The organism is Flavihumibacter rivuli, from assembly GCF_018595685.2.
In the GTDB taxonomy this organism is placed as follows: Bacteria; Bacteroidota; Bacteroidia; order Chitinophagales; family Chitinophagaceae; genus Flavihumibacter; species Flavihumibacter rivuli.
Map to the genome: position 1 here is coordinate 2524813 of NZ_CP092334.1, position 18018 is coordinate 2542830.

The 18018-nt window shown below is 49.0% G+C and carries 15 protein-coding genes; 8 read left to right on the plus strand and 7 right to left on the minus strand.

What is annotated here, in order from left to right; all coding sequences use genetic code 11:
• The first annotated feature begins 47 nt into the window (after nucleotides 1-47).
• The 5 genes from carB (at nucleotide 48) to KJS94_RS10855 (ending at nucleotide 8807) form a co-directional block, all read left to right on the plus strand.
• On the plus strand, nucleotides 48-2873 hold the full coding sequence (carB, locus tag KJS94_RS10835) for a carbamoyl-phosphate synthase large subunit (RefSeq protein ID WP_214448744.1): 2826 nt from the start codon (nucleotides 48-50) through the stop codon (nucleotides 2871-2873).
• 310 nt (nucleotides 2874-3183) lie between these two features.
• Nucleotides 3184-3828 carry an NAD(P)H-dependent oxidoreductase gene (locus tag KJS94_RS10840; RefSeq protein WP_214448743.1) on the plus strand — a complete coding sequence of 215 codons (645 nt, stop codon included), beginning with the start codon at nucleotides 3184-3186 and terminating at the stop codon, nucleotides 3826-3828.
• Nucleotides 3829-4037: 209 nt separating this feature from the next.
• Nucleotides 4038-6110: a ComEC/Rec2 family competence protein gene (locus KJS94_RS10845; RefSeq protein WP_214448742.1), complete on the plus strand. Its 2073-nt coding sequence runs from the start codon at nucleotides 4038-4040 to the stop codon at nucleotides 6108-6110.
• Nucleotides 6111-6268: 158 nt separating this feature from the next.
• A complete protein-coding gene (gene purH / locus KJS94_RS10850) occupies nucleotides 6269-7792 on the plus strand; it encodes a bifunctional phosphoribosylaminoimidazolecarboxamide formyltransferase/IMP cyclohydrolase (protein ID WP_214448741.1) in 1524 nt (507 codons plus the stop codon).
• Nucleotides 7793-7856: 64 nt separating this feature from the next.
• Nucleotides 7857-8807, plus strand: a complete 951-nt coding sequence (locus KJS94_RS10855) for a DMT family transporter (RefSeq protein WP_214448740.1) — start codon at nucleotides 7857-7859, stop codon at nucleotides 8805-8807.
• Here the strand turns inward: KJS94_RS10855 and KJS94_RS10860 are convergent.
• The 3 genes from KJS94_RS10860 to KJS94_RS10870 all read right to left on the minus strand — a co-directional run bounded on the left by KJS94_RS10860 (nucleotide 8789) and on the right by KJS94_RS10870 (nucleotide 12208).
• On the minus strand, nucleotides 8789-10111 hold the full coding sequence (locus tag KJS94_RS10860) for a polysaccharide deacetylase family protein (protein WP_501993653.1): 1323 nt from the start codon (nucleotides 10109-10111) through the stop codon (nucleotides 8789-8791). The two genes, KJS94_RS10855 and KJS94_RS10860, sit on opposite strands and share 19 nt — an antisense overlap.
• A gap of 56 nt (nucleotides 10112-10167) precedes the next feature.
• Nucleotides 10168-11559: a LutB/LldF family L-lactate oxidation iron-sulfur protein gene (locus KJS94_RS10865; protein WP_214448738.1), complete on the minus strand. Its 1392-nt coding sequence runs from the start codon at nucleotides 11557-11559 to the stop codon at nucleotides 10168-10170.
• Between the two features lie 73 nt (nucleotides 11560-11632).
• Nucleotides 11633-12208 carry a DUF3109 family protein gene (locus KJS94_RS10870; protein ID WP_214448737.1) on the minus strand — a complete coding sequence of 192 codons (576 nt, stop codon included), beginning with the start codon at nucleotides 12206-12208 and terminating at the stop codon, nucleotides 11633-11635.
• 115 nt (nucleotides 12209-12323) lie between these two features.
• Between KJS94_RS10870 and KJS94_RS10875 the strand changes: the two genes are divergently transcribed.
• The gene (locus KJS94_RS10875; RefSeq protein ID WP_214448736.1) at nucleotides 12324-12620 is read left to right on the plus strand and encodes a hypothetical protein; all 297 of its coding nucleotides are present in this window, start codon (nucleotides 12324-12326) and stop codon (nucleotides 12618-12620) included.
• A gap of 82 nt (nucleotides 12621-12702) precedes the next feature.
• On the opposite strand, the gene gldD is transcribed toward KJS94_RS10875, so the two are convergent.
• From gldD to mutY, 4 genes are all read right to left on the minus strand, one after another.
• Nucleotides 12703-13362, minus strand: coding sequence for a gliding motility lipoprotein GldD (gldD, locus tag KJS94_RS10880; RefSeq protein ID WP_239804134.1), 660 nt, complete (start codon nucleotides 13360-13362; stop codon nucleotides 12703-12705).
• 15 nt (nucleotides 13363-13377) lie between these two features.
• Entirely contained in the window at nucleotides 13378-14658 is a 1281-nt protein-coding gene (gene gldE, locus KJS94_RS10885) for a gliding motility-associated protein GldE (protein ID WP_214448811.1), read from the minus strand.
• Between the two features lie 123 nt (nucleotides 14659-14781).
• Nucleotides 14782-15216: a single-stranded DNA-binding protein gene (locus KJS94_RS10890; RefSeq protein WP_214448735.1), complete on the minus strand. Its 435-nt coding sequence runs from the start codon at nucleotides 15214-15216 to the stop codon at nucleotides 14782-14784.
• A gap of 117 nt (nucleotides 15217-15333) precedes the next feature.
• Nucleotides 15334-16398, minus strand: a complete 1065-nt coding sequence (mutY, locus tag KJS94_RS10895; RefSeq protein WP_214448734.1) for an A/G-specific adenine glycosylase — start codon at nucleotides 16396-16398, stop codon at nucleotides 15334-15336.
• A gap of 203 nt (nucleotides 16399-16601) precedes the next feature.
• On the opposite strand from mutY, the gene KJS94_RS10900 reads away from it, so the two are divergent.
• Both KJS94_RS10900 and KJS94_RS10905 read left to right on the plus strand, forming a co-directional pair.
• Nucleotides 16602-16922 (plus strand): HU family DNA-binding protein, encoded by a 321-nt coding sequence (locus KJS94_RS10900; protein WP_214448733.1) that lies wholly within the window; start codon nucleotides 16602-16604, stop codon nucleotides 16920-16922.
• 23 nt (nucleotides 16923-16945) lie between these two features.
• Nucleotides 16946-17788 carry a tetratricopeptide repeat protein gene (locus KJS94_RS10905; RefSeq protein WP_214448732.1) on the plus strand — a complete coding sequence of 281 codons (843 nt, stop codon included), beginning with the start codon at nucleotides 16946-16948 and terminating at the stop codon, nucleotides 17786-17788.
• Nucleotides 17789-18018 lie beyond the last annotated feature (230 nt).

Below are 18018 nucleotides of genomic sequence, written 5' to 3' on the forward strand. Positions count from 1 at the left end.
AATTGCCCCCCGGGTCGTAGTTTTGCGCAATTTATTTTTCCGCGAACATGCCAAAAGATACTTCCATCAAATCTGTCCTGATCATTGGATCGGGCCCCATTATCATCGGTCAAGCTTGTGAATTCGATTACTCTGGTACCCAGGCGGCCAGAAGCCTGAGGGAAGAGGGTATCAAGGTGATCCTCATCAACAGCAATCCGGCCACTATCATGACCGACCCCATGATGGCCGATAAGGTTTACCTGTTGCCACTGACCGTAGAAAGTATTGAACAGATCCTGGAAGAGAACGAGATCGACGCCGTTCTACCCACCATGGGAGGGCAAACAGCCCTTAACCTGGCCAAGGAAGCCGAAGACCTCGGTATCTGGGAAAAATATGGGGTAAGGCTGATCGGTGTGGATATCAAGGCTATCGATAAGGCTGAGGACAGGGAAAAGTTCCGCCAATGGATGATCCAATTGGGGGTTCCGGTTGCCAGGGCCAAGACTGCCAACAGCTTCCTGGAGGGTAAGGAATTTGCCCAGGAGATTGGCTTCCCGCTGGTGATCCGTCCTTCTTTCACCCTCGGTGGAACCGGTGGAGGATTCGTTCACGGAAAAGACGACCTGGATGAGGCACTCAACCGCGGATTGCAGGCTTCCCCCATCCATGAAGTATTGGTGGAACAGGCTGTTTTGGGATGGAAGGAATTTGAATTGGAACTCCTGCGTGATGCCAACGATAATGTGGTGATCATCTGTACCGTGGAAAACTTCGACCCGATGGGTGTGCATACCGGTGACTCCATTACGGTGGCGCCTGCCATGACCCTCAGCGATACGGCATTCCAGTTGATGCGCAATACCGCTATCATGATGATGCGCGACCTCGGCAACTTCGCCGGTGGTTGTAACGTTCAGTTCGCCCTGAACCCCGCAACGGAAGAGATCATCGCCATTGAGATCAACCCTCGCGTGAGCCGTTCTTCCGCGCTGGCTTCCAAAGCCACCGGTTACCCCATTGCAAAAATTGCCGCTAAACTGGCCATTGGCTATACATTGGATGAACTGGAAAACCAGATCACCAAGAGCACTTCCGCCTATTTCGAACCCGCCCTGGACTACGTGATTGTGAAGATCCCCCGCTGGAACTTCGACAAGTTCAAGGGCGCTGATGATACCCTGGGATTGCAGATGAAGAGTGTGGGTGAAGTGATGGGCATCGGCCGCAGCTTCACGGAAGCCGTGCAGAAAGCCTGCCAGAGCCTGGAGAACAACGCAGTTGGTCTGGGCTACTATGGCAAGAGCCAGATGCATGCCGAAGAACTGATCGAATACATCAAGACCCCGAAATGGGACCGCATTTTCCGCATCAAGGACGCCCTGATGCTGGGTGTGAGTGTGAACACGATCGTGAAAGCCACCAATGGCATCGATCGCTGGTTCATCTATGAGATCCAGAAGATCTGTACCCTCGAAAAAGAGATCGCTAAATATAAGATCGCTACCATTCCCATGGAGCTGGTGAAGGAAGCCAAGCGCCTTGGTTTCAGTGACGAACAGATCTGCCGCATCATGGGCGATGGTACCGAAGAAGAATTATATGAGAAGAGGAAGGCAGCCGGTATCCGCAGGGTATACAAGATGGTAGATACCTGCAGCGCCGAATTTGAGGCCAAGACCCCTTACTTCTATTCAACATTTGAAGAAGGTGGCGCCAATGAAAGCAAGCGTTCCGATAAGAAAAAAGTGATCGTACTGGGTTCAGGCCCCAACCGCATCGGCCAGGGTATTGAATTCGACTATTGCTGCGTTCACGGACTGTTGGCCATCAAGGAATCCGGTTACGAGGCCATCATGGTGAACTGTAACCCTGAAACGGTTTCCACCGACTTCGATATCGCCGATAAGCTCTACTTCGAACCCGTTTACTGGGAACACCTTTGGGAGATCATCGAGCATGAACAACCCGAAGGCGTGATCGTTCAACTGGGTGGGCAAACAGCCCTGAAACTGGCCGAGCGCCTGCATAAGAAAGGCATCAGGATCATCGGTACCTCCTTCGACAACATGGATATCGCCGAAGACCGTGGCCGCTTCAGTGACATGCTGAAAGACCTCGGCATCCCCTACCCCGATTATGGTACCGCTTATACCGTTGATGAAGCGGTTGAAGTGGCCAACAAAGTGGGCTATCCCGTTCTCGTTCGTCCTTCCTACGTATTAGGTGGACAGCGAATGAGGATCGTGATCAACGATGAAGAAGTAGAAAAGGCAGTAGTGAGCCTGTTGAAACATATCCCTGGCAACAAGATCCTCATCGACCACTTCCTGGATCGCTGCCAGGAAGCAGAAGTGGATGCCATTTTCGACGGCGAGAACTTCCACGTGATGGGTGTGATGGAACATATTGAGCCTGCCGGTATCCACTCCGGTGACTCCAATGCGGTACTCCCGGCCTTCAACCTTTCGCCCCTGGAAGTGACCACCATGGAGTATTACGCAGAGAAGATCGCCCGCGCCCTCGATATCAGGGGCCTGATCAATATCCAGTTCGCCATTAAGGGCAGTAAGGTATACGTGATCGAAGCCAACCCCCGCGCTTCCCGTACTACACCATTCATTGCGAAGGCCTACCAGATCCCTTACCTCAACATTGCCACCAAGGTAATGCTGGGTACCAACAAGCTGACCGACTTCAAATTCGAGAAGAAGCTGAAGGGCTTCGCGATCAAGGAACCGGTGTTCAGCTTCAATAAGTTCCCGAATGTGAACAAGGAACTGGGACCCGAAATGAAAAGTACCGGGGAAGCCATCCGCTTCATCAAGGACCTCCGCGACCCCTACTTCCGTCAGCTTTACAAAGACCGAAGCATGTACCTCAGCAAATAAAACTTCCCAAAGCCACCTCTCCCGGGTGGCTTTTTTTTCCCATTTTTCCGACCCGTCTCCGACCCGTCTCCGACCCGGCTCCGACCCGGCTCCGACCCGTTTCCGACCCGTTTCCGACCCGTCTCCGACCTGGCTCCGACCTGGCTCCGACCCAACCACATTACAATTGCCTGTAATTAAACATCTTAGCTACCCAACTGCCAATTTTACCGGAAAGTTAGTGTCAAAATTTCTGGAATGATGTTTGAACATTGTACATACAAATATGTTAATAACCATCAACTATCACCTAACCTTCAATTAGAGAATTATGCAATATTTAGATGCCCTCAACTGGCGTTATGCCACGAAGCGAATGAACGGGGAGAAAGTTCCTGCGGAAAAGATCAGGAACATCGTAGAAGCTGTAAGGCTTGCGCCTACTTCCTATGGCCTGCAGCCATTTAACCTGCTGGTAATCGAAGATGAAGGACTGCGCAAGAAACTGGCCCCGGCCATTTACAACCAGCCCCAGGTAACAGAAGGATCTGCCCTGCTGGTCTTCGCAGCCTGGAAGACCATTACCCCACTGGATGTGGAAGCCTATATCCAGAACATTGCCCAAACCCGAAATATCCCGGCGGAATCGCTGGCCGATTTCAAGAACATGATGCTGGGCACCATCAATAGCAGGAGTAATGAACAACTTCACCAATGGGCTGCAAGACAAGCCTATATCGGTCTTGGATTCGCAACCATGGCCGCGGCAATGGAACAGGTTGACAGTACGCCAATGGAAGGCTTCAATCCAGAACAGGTAAATGATATCCTCGGCCTGGATGAACAAAACCTGCATGCCGTTTCCATTCTTGCCCTGGGGTACCGGGATGAGTCCAATGACTATCTCGCCAAAGCACCAAAAGTGCGGAGGCCGGCAGAAGAATTCGTGATCAATTATGAAACCGAACTTGCCTAAGGCCCTGATTTATTATAACAATGCCCCTTGTATAGGGGCATTGCTTTTCTTACCTGAATCATTTGGTTGCAGATAAAGCACCTGACCCCTCCACTCCCCAATTGTCCCACCTGCTTTGCGGTCATTATCCCATTACGAGTTCCCAATACCGTGATTTCACCCTTGCCTGTAACCACGGATAACACTAGTTTTCAGCAGGAGAACAGGTTATGTGGGGAAGGGCAGCAAAATGGAAACGGGCACCATTCATTCGCTTATTGGCACCGCTGGCCATTGGTATTTGGCTTAATGATCATTCCCAGCCTGCAGTAAGCAGCATAGCTATTTCACTACTGGCATCCATCGCCCTCCTGTTTGTCCTCCAGGTGAAGTGGCTGGATATTCCTTATCGTTACCGTTGGATCCCGGGAATAGCCATTACCCTGGCCCTCCTCCTTACAGGCTGCCTCCTGCATTATTGCGGAAGGATCGAAAACCGGGATGACTGGATTGGGACTAACTGTCATGATTACACGTATTTTAAATCCATAGTCGCCAGTCACCCCGTCACCAAAGGGAAATATTGTAAAGTAACTTTAAAGGTATTCGCTGGTATAACAGCATCTGGTAAGCTGCGGACAACTAGGGGATCTGTCATAGCATATATTTCACCCTCAACCCAAACTGCCCTTGTCCAGGGATCAACTGTCTGGTTTCCTTCCGGAAAGATCAAACCAATAATAGAAACCAATAACCCGGGTGCATTTGATTTTAAGGCATTCGCAGCAAGGCAGGATATCCATCATACGGCCTACCTCAACGATGGGGACCTGGTCATTCCTGCCGGCCAGCGCCACCATGCCTACTATTCCATCATCGGAAAGCTCCAGAAAAGCTTCCATGACATGGTGAGCAGGTTCATCCAACCCAAACCAAGCAGGGCGCTGGCTCTGGCCCTCCTGATCGGTTACCGGGATGACCTGGATAAGGAACTCCTGCAGGCCTATGTCAATACCGGGGTAGTGCATGTCATTGCCGTTTCGGGTATGCACCTTGGACTCATCTTCCTTCTCCTGCAGAAGATCACCAGGCTTAACCTGACTGCCAAAAGAAAAGTATTATGGCTGAAATCCATACTTGTCCTCATCTGTATCTGGGTGTTCAGCCTTACAGCAGGTGCATCGGCATCCGTCATCAGGGCAGCTTTCATGTTTTCCTTCACACAACTCTCCAACCTGCTCCGGAAATCCATTGACCCGGCGCAGTTGTTATCCTGCTCTGCCTTCTGCCTGCTTTGCTTTGAACCGGAATGGCTATTCGATGCCGGTTTCCAGCTATCATTTGCTGCCCTGACAGGCATCATATACTACCAGCCTGCCATTACCAGTTTACTCCAGCCGCAAAACAAAATCCTGCAAGCCTTGTGGGAACTCTCCGCTGTTAGCCTCGCGGCGCAAATACTCACACTCCCCATTTCAATTGGCCTGTTCCGCCAGACCCCGGTCTATTTCCTGCTCGGTAATATCCTTGCTGTCCCGCTATCGAATATCGCCCTGGTTCTCGGCCTGGTCACTTACTTCTTGCAATGGATACCCAAAGCCCCCGACCTTTTTGGATGGGTCACGGGAACCCTTATACAATGGATGAACCATTCCATCACTTCCCTCGACCAACTACCGGGATCAGTCATCAACGGTCTCCAATGGACCTTCCTGCAGGTAATCCTGGCATTTACCCTCATCCTTACCGTTACACTATGCTTTATCACCACCCGAAGGATATTCCTGATGGCTTCTTTGATCTTGCTTTTCCTGTTCGGCCTGGAAGGCTTCCGGGACCATTACCTACAATCCAAACAGGAATTACTGGTCATCTACCATCGCCCTGGCAGGTCGGGGATCGAGTTGATCCTAGGCACTTCCTCCTACCTGCTCTACCACCCCAAGACCCGGTATTCACAAGACCTCCAGCGCTCCTGCCATAGCTTTTACCGGGTGAACCGTACAAAGCCCCTGCCTGGCCAGCTCATTACCTACAAGAATCATAAGATCGCCATCCCCTGGAATCATTCGAGCCTGCCCGGAATGCTGGAACAGCAACCCGATTACCTCATCCTCACCCAACCAGTATACTGGAAGCCGGAATGGTCTGGAAAACTGGCCCCGACATGCCTGGTCATCCTGGATGCTTCCCTACCCGAAAAAGCCGGTAAAAAATTGGAAACAATACTACAACAACAGGGCATCAGGTACTACAATATCCGGAAGAAAGGGGCCCTTATAAGCGACCTGGCACCGCAATAACCGGTAATGCCTTACCCAAACCGATGGAGGAGTCCTGCCGCCTTTGTGCATAAAGTCACCCGGAATTTCCCCGGTAAAACGTAGCTTTGCGCCTTCGTTGAACAAGGCTATTTTGTTCAGCAGGCTTGCCTCATCATTTAACTCGTCAACCCCAACGTATGACCAAAAAGATCCAATCTGCATTGATCTCTGTCTTTTATAAGGACGGACTGGAACCACTTGTTCGCCTGTTGCAGGAACAAGGGGTAACCATTTATTCTACCGGGGGCACCCAGAAGTTCATTGAAGACCTGGGCATAGCCTGTGTACCTGTTGAATCCGTGACCTCTTATCCTTCTATCCTTGGTGGTAGGGTAAAGACCCTGCACCCAAAGGTTTTTGGCGGGATCCTCGGCCGCAGGAACAATGAACAGGACCTCAGCGAGATGAAGCAATATGAGATCCCTGAACTGGACCTGGTGATCGTTGACCTCTACCCGTTTGAAGAGACGGTTAAATCAACCACCGATGAGCAGGCTATCATTGAAAAGATCGATATCGGCGGTCCGTCCATGATCCGTGGTGCTGCCAAGAACCATCGTGATGTAGTGGTGATCGCGTCAAAGGCAGATTATAGCATCCTCGAACAAATGCTCAGGGAGCAGAACGGTACCACCACCCTCGAACAGCGCCGCCATTTTGCAGCAAAGGCTTTTGAGGTTTGTGCCCACTATGATGTTGCCATCTCCCAGTACTTCACACCGGGATTTGACAACTACTTCCTGTCATCCGTTCCCAACCCACGCATCATGCGTTATGGTGAGAACCCCCACCAGCAGGGCGTTTATTATGGCGAACTGAATGAATTGTTCGAGCAACTCAATGGAAAGGAACTCTCTTACAATAACCTTGTGGATGTAGATGCTGCGGTTCAACTGATCAGGGAATTCTCAAATGAAACCACCGCGAAATCCTTTGCCATCATCAAGCACACCAATGTCTGCGGTATTGCCCAGCGCGCTACTGTAAAAGAAGCATGGGATGCTGCGCTTGCCGGTGACCCGGAAAGTGCTTTCGGAGGTGTCCTGGTGGTGAATGGTACCGTTGATTATGCAACAGCAGAAGCGATCAATGAGATCTTCTTCGAAGTACTCATTGCCCCTTCTTTTGAAGAAGCAGCGCTGACCTTGCTGAAGACCAAGAAGAACAGGATCCTGCTGAAACAAAAGCAACAACTCAATACCACGCAACAATTCCGCTCCCTGCTGAATGGTGTATTGATGCAGCAAAATGATGAAGGCAATTATACCAAGTGGGAAGAAGTGGGTGGCCGTGAGACCAGCGCTGCAGAACGTGAGGACCTGGAATTTGCCAACCTTGTGTGCAAGCACCTGAAAAGCAATGCCATTGCCCTGGTGAAGAACAAGCAACTCATCGGCAAGGGCTGCGGCCAAACCAGCCGCATTGACTCTTTGCGTCAATCGATCGATAAGGCAAGGCAATTCAATTTCGACCTGAAGGGTGCGGTATTGGCAAGCGATGCTTTCTTCCCCTTCAACGACTGCGTGAAGATGGGCCATGAAGTGGGCATTGAGGCTTATATCCAGCCCGGCGGATCCATCCGTGATAATGACTCGATCGAATATTGTAAAACAAATAACCTGGCGATGGTGATGACAGGAATGCGTCACTTCAAACATTAACGGAAGCCGGGTGGAAACACCCGGTTTTTTTGTCCTTTTTCAGAACTTTATCCTACCGATCAACATGTTCAAGCAAATCACTTCAGTTAACCCATTTCAAATACGACGCCAGGGCACCAGGGCAAAAGCCTTGCTGGCCCTTGCAGTGGTAAGCTTCCTTTGGGGTACCACCTGGCTGGCATCCAAGGCCGGCGTACAATACATGCCAGCCCTGCAATTGGCAGGGATCAGGCAGTTCATAGGCGGCCTCTTGTATTTCATTTACTTCACCATCAAAGGAAGGTCCCTTCCCAAAGGGAACCAATGGTGGCCTGTGATCACCCTCAGTTTCCTGAACTTCTTCCTCAGCAATGGGCTTTCCACCTGGGGAGTGAAATATATTTCCAGCGGACTGGCTGCCATCATCGGCGCCATCGTGCCCCTATGGGTAGTCTTATTTGCCATGATCGGCGGGAACAGTAAACTCACGCCGGCATCTGCTATTGGTTTTATCCTGGGCTTTACCGGCATCTGCATCATCTTCTACGACCACCTGCATGATTTCCTGAATGCAGACTTCAGGTTTGGCATATTAGTCTCTGTAGGTGCCACCCTTTCCTGGGCGCTGGGAACATTGTATACCAAAAAACAGGTCAGTGCATTCAATCCCTATTTCAGTATAGGGCTGCAAATGATCATATCCGGTATCGCTTTGACCGGTGTGACCAGGCTTACGGGCGACCATATCCCTATCAGTACGATTCCCTTACCAGCATGGCTCGCCATTGCCTATCTGGCCGTCCTTGGATCGGTAGTAACCTTTATGGCTTATATCTATGCCCTGCAGCACCTGCCAACTGAACAGGTATCCATCTATGCCTATATCAACCCGATCGTGGCTGTATTGATGGGCACCTGGATATTTGATGAAAAACTCAATGCCTATATTGCCGTAGGCGGTCTTGTTGCTTTGGTGGGGGTATACCTGGTGAATGATGCATACAGGAAGAAGAAGGATCAACCCGCATCCCAATAAGCGTCCTCTTTCATGAAGACCTCATACACTTCGCGCCAACCCTTGAATTCAAGGTCGGTGCCAAGGAAACTATTGTGCCATACGGTGATAAAAGTGCCGCGCACTTTTTTAACTGCAGCATACAAACGCATCAATTCATTGTAGGCCTGTTGGGGCGTCTGCTTCTGTTCATAGAAGGAATTGGCATCCATGAAACAGAAGGGATATACCATCAGGTCTGTAGCCTCATTCCGCTCGAGGTCGAACCACCGGAAAGGGGAACTATAAGAAGCCCTGAAACCATTGATGGTCCCATAGCCCATGGAGAAATCCTCCTTTATTCCGGCAGCCAGCAGTCTCCTGTAACCTTCCGGTAAAGTGAACTTTATGTAATGCTGACGGCTCTTGGTGATCTCCTTGTCCGCAATAACTTCCATCCACTCCTTCTCCTCTCGCAGTATCCTGTCATCCGGGCTTGTACTGCTTTGCCATGATGGATGGATGCCTACCTCAAATACGCTTGCGTAATAATTGATCAGTTCCTGGAACGACTTGACCTCAGTAGGTATGTTCTTATCATAGCCCAGTTGCTTTTGGGCTACAAGGAAGAAATAAACGGGCCTTACCCTGCAATATAGATGCAATGCATCCAACCACTCATACGCATCATAGGGATCCTTTTCCTTGCCACGAAGTACCCTTACCCGCTGCTTTGCCTGTCGATAATTACCTTTCATTACCGACCTGATAGTGCCCCCAATATTCCTTATCAATCCTTTGTGGAGAAAGGAGAACATCATGTCGATATCATAGGTGGGAATGAACCTGAAACTCTTTCTCCTGAACAACTGGCCGGGGAAAATTTCCAACAGCTTTTCCTGCAGGTAAAGGATCCAGGTATTCACCAGTGGCTCATGCAGGAAGTTCTCTTTCCAGGCAAGGGAATCGGTATGGGAATACCTGCCATAACTATCACGACTAAGCGAAGTGTATTCCTCGTAACGACTAACCAGGTAAAAGCTTGCTGCCAGCAGGTCAAAGCCAAGGTCACCGCCTTCCGTAACAAACATCACCTTTTGTCCATCAAGGAACTTTACTTCGGGCGATGCTGGTTGGATATCCTGTTCAAAAAGAAGACTGGAAGGGACAATTTGGAGGGAAGGACAATCAAACTGTTGTTTACTATAATTGATCCTGGCACCGTCATAATGCAGGAAGACATCCTTCTCTGTTGTTATAGCACATGGTTCAACCAGTATCTCGTTACTGATCAAATCCATAATATAAGCCAGCCGGGGGCTCTTGGTTTCGGTGTACAACAACATGGGCACTAAAACTACAGGAAAGACATTAAATTCTCAATAGCAGGAAAAGAAAGTGCTTACCTGGACTGTCCGGGCAATTGGTTTTTTTCCCGCCAGATCTGGTTGAAGCTTTTTTCCGGGAAGCTCAGGTCGCCCCGATGTGCTGTCCAGCCCTTGAACAATTTATTGACAGCCCAATTCTTCAGCGGGGCCTTCCCCTTATTCATCCATTTGCGGTTCATGCTGGCCATCTTCCAGGCCTTCCAGGCCATCTTTTCTGTCCAGCTTCCTTCCCCTTCTTCCACTGCTTCATGCCTGTTCTCCAGCAAGAGTTCGTGCAGGTTGATCTTTACTGCGCAGACTTCCGTGCAGTTGCCGCAAAGGGAAGAGGCATGGCTGAGGTGTTGCCATTCTCCCAATCCGCGAAGGTGTGGCGTGATAACGGATCCTATCGGTCCGCTATAGGTGGTGCCATAACTATGGCCACCAATATTCTTATATACAGGGCAGGCATTGAGGCAGGCGCCACAACGGATACAATAAAGGCTTTCCCTCATCCTGGGATTGGCGAGGATATTGGTCCTGCCATTATCCAGCAGGATCACGATCATTTCCTCGGGTCCATCGGTCTCGCCATCCTGCCTTGGTCCCGAAACAATGCTGTTGTAAACAGTTACCTGCTGCCCTGTTCCATAGGTGGCCAGCAGTGGCCAGAACAGACCCAGGTCGGTCATCGAAGGTATCACCTTCTCGATACCCACGATCACGATATGGGTCTTTGGCCAGGCACAGCTTAGCCTGGCATTGCCCTCATTTTCCGTTAAGGCGATCGCCCCGATATCACTGATGATGAAATTGGCACCGGTAACACCCACTTCAGCCCTGATGTATTTCTCCCTTAATTTCTCGCGGGCCACCAAAGTCAGTTCAGTCGGGCTTAGTTTGGGATCCGTACCCAATTTCTCCGCGAACAGTTTGGCAACATCCTCCTTGCTCTTGTGCATGGCAGGGGTAACGATATGGTAAGGTGTTTCACCGTCCAATTGCTGGATATATTCGCCAAGGTCTGTTTCCACACTTTCAATATGGTTCTCCTCCAAAAAATCGTTCAGTTTGATCTCCTCGGTGGCCATGCTCTTGCTTTTCACAAGGGTCTTGCAATCTTTCTCCCTGCAGATCTTCAGGATCTCCTGGCGTGCCTCTTCTGCCGTTTCGGCCCAGATCACTTTTCCACCCCTTGCAGTAAAAGCAGCCTCAAAATTCTCCAACTGTTGGTCCAGTGTCTCCAATGCTCGCCACTTGATATTCTTGGCCCTTTCCCTGGCCAGTTGAACATTATCGAACTGCTGCTTACCCTGGGGTACAACAGCATTGTACTTACCAATATTGAAATTGATCTTGCGGCGGTGTTCGAGGTCTGCCGCCTTCACGGTACTCTTGGCGAGAAAGGTGGATTTGTTGTCTGACATCTGCTGAAGATAGTTGCCGATTTAACCAGGCAACAGGTTATTCAAAATTAATGGTTCAGGAATTGAGCGAACCTCATTTCTTTTGGTACATCTGGTAATAGGCATCCAGCGCTTCGTAATACTCCTCCCCGTATTTCCTGATGATGGCCTCCTTCAGGAACTGGTAAACCGGTACTTTCAACTTCTTTCCCAGCGAACAGGCGGGCTGACAAAGGGTTTCCCGGGGTTCATAATTGACGAGGTCATACTCTTTGCCTACTTTGATGCGGATGGGGAACAGATGACAACTGATGGGCTTCTTCCAGGTGATCTTTCCCTCGTAATAAGCTTGTTCGAATGCGCATTTGATGATGCCCGCCTCATCCTTATACCCATAGGCACACATGCCCCCATCTATGGCGGGGGTTACCCATCCGTATTCCTTATCGTATTGGTAGCGCCCCCTTCTTTCTATCTCACGGATACCATCCCTGGTGAGATACGGCTTTATCACTTCATACACGTCATTGATTATTTCCAGTTCAGCAGTCTCCAGCGGTGCTCCTGTATCCCCGTCTTCACAACATCCACCCTTGCACCGGGAAAGGTCGCACACAAATTTTTCCTCAATAACCTCATCGCTTACCAAAGTGTTATCGATAACGATCATACCCGATTTTTTGCAAAGGTAACAGTTCCCGGTCAAGCATAATTTTCAGTACCTTTAGGCTTCTATCCACCCTTCCAAACATGGTTGTATTCTTTAACCCTCAAAAAGGTTAGCCATGTATATCATCAGGGACATTTTCTACCTCCACTTCGGCCATTTTAAAGCTGCCAAAGCGCTGATGGACGAAGCCAGGTCAAACAAATTGATGCCGGAAGCCAAAGCCATTCGGGTACTCAGCGATTTCACCGGTCATTCCTACAGACTGATCATGGAAGAAGGCTTTTCTTCCCTGGCGGAATATGAACAGTCGCTTTCGGCAGGTATGGGACAGGGCGACTGGAAAAACTGGTACGAAAAATTCAAAAGCCATGTGGCCCATTCTGAAAGGGAGATCCTGAAGGTTGTTGACTAAATGACCCGAAGGCAGCCAGAACCTGTCTCACCTGCACAAATTTGGGCAGGCTAATAGCTATTGCCCTGGTTAAACAGGAACATCATTTCCACCTCAGGGTATTGATGATATGCTGCATGTCCTTCTTCAGGAACTCATTGACTGGCCTCAATGAATCTTCATTAGGGGTAGCATCGAAATAGAGTGCCCCACGAAGGAAATGCTTTGTGGAGTCACTAACGAGGAACTGGTTGGCTGTTGCCGTATTACCGCCGATACGGAAATAGATCCCATCGATACCATTGGGGGTAGTGAATACCGAATCGTCAATGGAAGTGGCTTTATAGCTATGCTTGAAGGAGAGCTGGTAGGATCCTGTCAGCAGTCTTTCAAAAGTATTCTTGCCGACCGAATCAACGTATTCGCCTTTAGTGTTCTTCACTTTATAGCGGGAGATGCCACCTATCTGGTTATAACTGATGTAAATCTTCCCGCCAAAATCGGGGAACTCCAGGTTGATCCAATAAGGGTTCTCTGGCTGCTCTTCAAAAAAAGTGCTATCCTGGATCACCCTGGCATAGACCGGGTATTCAAAAGTATAGGGATAGCCTGGCTTTTCGAAGACCTGGTATTGATGTTCAGGGAAATGGATGGTGTAATATCCCCTGGGCTTGGGCGTATAGGGGCTATTACAAGCCGCGGCCATGAGCAGCAATACAACTGCTATTGAAAAAGCGAGATTTCGCTTGAATTCCTTCTTCATGTCAATTAATAGGTTCTAGGATTTTATGGTCACTTTTACTTTCTGGATCCTGTTACGGTCCAATTCCACCACCGTGAACTGGAAATCCCCCACTTCAACCATTTCATCCTGTGCAGGTATTTTTCCGGCTATCTCAAGCACCAGGCCTGCGAGGGAATCACTATCCCCTTTCACCTGGTCAAATGTATTGACAGGCAGTCCCATCATCCGGCAAACATCGTGGATCATGGTTCGGCCTTCAAAGATATAGTTGCGATCGTCCAGTTTCTTGTTAACGCTATCTTCCTCATCAAACTCATCGCGGATATCACCGATGATCTCCTCCATAATGTCTTCAAGGGTGACAATACCACTGGTGCCACCAAACTCATCCACCACAACGGCAAAGTGGGTCCTTCTGGCCCGGAAGTCCTGCAGCAGGTCTTCGATCATTTTCTGCTCATGCACGAAATAGGGTTGACGCATCAGGGTATGCCAGTCGAAGTCATCATCTTCCTTGAGGAAGGGCAGGATGTCCTTGGTATGCAAGACCCCCATCACATCATCCAGGCTATTCCTGTAAACGGGAACCCTTGAATAATGGAACTCTTCCAGCAGTTTTACAAGGTCAACAAAACGGGTATTGTAGTCCACTCCACTCACATCAAGCCTGGTACGCATTACCTGCTTCACCGTAATATTCCCAAACTTCGCGATCCCCCGGAGGATATTCTTCTCCTCCTCTGATGCATTGCTATCTTCCTCCAATTCCTCGAAATGGCTGGTGGTATAATCCGCACCAAGTTTTTTCTCGATGCCATCGGTCATATCGACCATCCATCCGCTTACCCTTTTGAAGAGCAGGTGCACGATCTCCACCAGAAAAGAGGCATCACGGGCAAAGCGCAGGTTGTTCTGAGAGGCATATACCTTGGGCAACACTTCCCCAAACAAAACGAGGAAGAAAGTCACCAGCAGCACCTTGATCAGGAAATCAACAAACCACCAGTTAGCCTTGATGGGCAGTAACTGGTCGATCAGGAAGTTAGAGAGGATGATGATGGTGATGTTCACGAGTGCATTGCCAATACGCATGGAACCCAATAATAGCTTGGGTTCATCCAGCAGGTTCACGATCCTTTTCCAGGATGCGCCCTGCTTGGTCTTCAGCATATTGATATCCTTGTTCGACAGGCTGAAGAATGCCACTTCAGCACCGGAGAGGAAATAGGAAATGATCAGCAGCACCAGGATCACGATCACCAAAAATGTAGTGCCCTGCAGGTTGGCTGCCAGCAATAAGGGAGTCCAAAGCATAGATAATAATGAATCGACCGATGCGTAATCCAAAGCAGTTGTTTTTCGTTATCAATCCTTGCACCAATACAAAGGCAGGTCTTTATGGCCTGCCTGGAATGCAAATTTGCATAATTTATTGGATCAGAAAGGGAGGTCCTGGTTAGGTTCTGGTGGAGCGTCGGCACTACTCATGCCTTCCATACCCTCACCGGGGAAACCATTGAATCCCTGGCCATGCAGGTCAGTGCGCTTATCCAGCATGATCAGGTTATCCCCTACTACCTCGGTTGCAAATTTCTTATTGCCTTCCTTATCCTCCCAACTCCTTGTCCTGAGCCGGCCTTCAATATAGACCAGGCTGCCTTTATGCAGGTATTTCTGTGCCAGTTCAGCTAATCCCCTCCATAAAACCACAGTGTGCCATTCCGTCTGTGAGATCAATTTTCCTGCCCTGTCCTTGTAGGTCTCTGTTGTTGCCAGGGAAAATTTTGCCACTGCAATATTACCTTCCAGGTATTGAACATCCGGGTCCTTTCCCAGATTACCTATCAGCATCACCCTGTTTACGCCTCTCATAAAATTCCTTTTTAGGTTATGATTCGCCTGTTGACCACGTTTACTACTCTTAAAATTAATTTTTTTTATACTATCCTTTCCATTTTTTATCAGGAAGCTATCCACCATCCTGACAACCTATACACCAAGCAGGTCGGCCCTTTCAAGATAACTTGAGATGAAGCGGGGGAAGGCCAGCTTACGCAGTTCCTCTGGCGTGATTGCCTGGTAGCCATATTTGGGGGAAAGTGGTCCCTGCAATTCAACATGGATGAACCTTCCGGTGATGGTCTGGTGGGTCAGTTGCTGTCTTGACTCAGGTGAGATCCATAGTACCCTTGCCTTGCTCAGGCCAAAAGCTGATCTCAGGACTTTCTTCACCTTGCCTTCATTGATCTCCTGTGGTTCTTCAGGTTCCCAAAGTACCCACTCATGCAGGTTCTGCCAGATATCCTTCCCTTCACGTTTCCGGATATAATACTTACCCTCGTAAAAGAGAATGAAATAATACAGGTAACGGTTCCTTTTCTGGATCGATTTGGATTTGACCGGCAGGGTTTCTACCAGTCCCAGCTTGTAAGCCTCACATTCTTCCTTCAGCACACAGGTTTCACATAGGGGCTGTCGAGGTTTACACACGATGGCACCGAAATCCATGATGGCCTGGTTGTAGATGGCAGGCTCTTCCTTATTGAGCAGTGCATCTGCAAGCTGCTGGTAAAGCTTTTTACCGGCTGGGCTATCGATGGGGGTGTTGATGCCAAAAAAGCGGGAAAGCACCCTGAAAACATTGCCATCGATCACTGCATGGGGAAGGTTGTAGGCGAAGGAGGCAATGGCCGCAGCGGTATAGGGACCTACCCCTTTGAGTTTAAGGATCTGTTCATGGGTATCCGGGAATTTACCCCCCAGATCGAAGGCTATATGCCTTGCCGTGGCCAGCAGGTTCTTACACCTGCTGTAATACCCCAGTCCTTCCCAGAGCTTGAAGACCTCTTCATCGGGGGCCAGGGCCAGGTCAGTGATGGAGGGGAATCGGCTGGTGAACCGGTTGTAATAGTCAAGCCCCTGCTCTACCCTTGTTTGTTGCAGCATTACCTCGCTAAGCCAGATCCGGTAAGGATCGCGCTCACCTTTCCAGGGCATTTGGCGCTGGTTGAGGTGATGATGCCAGTGAATAAGGTTTTTAGAAAAGTCAGTCATATTTCCATTACAACAAACGAAAAAAAATACTTTTTCAGGTATTTGGGGAAAATTATTTCATTTAAGTTCAAAATCAATAAATTGCATATGTATTGCACGGGTAAGAAGATTAGTTTATATTAACAAACAAATTCATGTTTGTTCTGGAACCCGGGAATCCGGCTCCATCCGACACTTGATAACCAACATAAACAGGTGAAACAATGAGAAAGGCCGACCTCATCAATCAAATTGCAGAGAAAACCGGAATCCCCAAGGTGGATGTTCTGGTTGCCCTCGAAGCCATGTTCAAGGAAGTAAAGGACACATTGGCTCAGGGCGAGAACATTTACATCCGCGGATTTGGCAGCTTCATTACCAAGAAAAGGGCAGCCAAGATTGGTCGTAACATCAAGAAGAATGTTGCGGTTGAGATACCCGAGCATTATATTCCTGCCTTTAAACCTGCCAAGGAGTTCATCCAGGAGGTTAAAAAACTCAAAACAGTCAAGGAAGGACAACCAAACCCCGATGAAGAGATGTAATTTTGCATCCTTAATCGGAAAAGGTGAAAAAACAACAAATGATCCTGGTTGGCAGCGGTATTGGAATACTGCTGCTGGTTTATTTTTTCGGAAAGACGGTTCCGCCTAAAAAAGATACCCCTGCCTCCCAGGCAGCGGGAAAAGCCTTTGATATTCAATCTGCTATCCAAGCGGCTACTGCCCAATTGCCGGCATCCCAGCAAACCTATGTTAACGGCCTCAGCCAATCGGTGGTAAGGGGTGATGTTAACGAGCAAAAGATCAAGACCTACCGCCAGCTTGCGGCCTTCTGGAGTGATTCGGCCCAGGCCTTCATGCCCTTTGCTTATTATACTGCTGAAGCAGCCAAGTTGGAAAATTCTGAAAAAAGTCTCACCTTTGCAGCCCAATTATTATTGGACAACCTGAGAGGCGTTGAACAACCGGAGATCAAATCCTGGCTGGCCAGCCAATCAAAAGAGCTTTTTGAAAAGGCTTTAGTACTGAATCCCGACAATGATTCCCTGAAGGTTGGGCTGGGCAGCACCTATATTTTTGGCGCACCTGCCGACAACCCACAGGAAGTGATGAAGGGCATCCAGCAGATCCTGGAAGTGAGCCGTAAGGATTCCACCAATATCTATGCCCAGAAAATGCTGGGTGTGGGTGGTATTGTATCGGGTCAGTATGATAAAGCAGTGGAGCGATTGGAAAAGGTCGCAGCAAAGGATCCCCACGACCTGGAGGTCCTGCTGATGCTGGGTGAAGGCTATGAAAGGCTTGGCCAAAAGGCCAGGGCGGTGGAATGGTACCAACACGCTGCAGAACATATTTCCAACCCTGCCCTGAAGGGAGAACTGGAGAAGAGGATCAGGGAATTGAAGTAACACTGAATTGTTAACACTATAAATCGTTGAAAGATGCCTTGTGGTAAAAAAAGAAAGCGTCATAAGATTGCGACGCACAAACGCAAAAAGAGACTGAGAAAGAATCGTCATAAGAAGAAGAAGTAATTTCCTTCTTTCATACCTTCTTTTATAAAGCCGGAATATGTATATTTATTCCGGCTTTATTCCCATTTGCTGAACCGATTATTTTCCGGACATCCACCGATTAT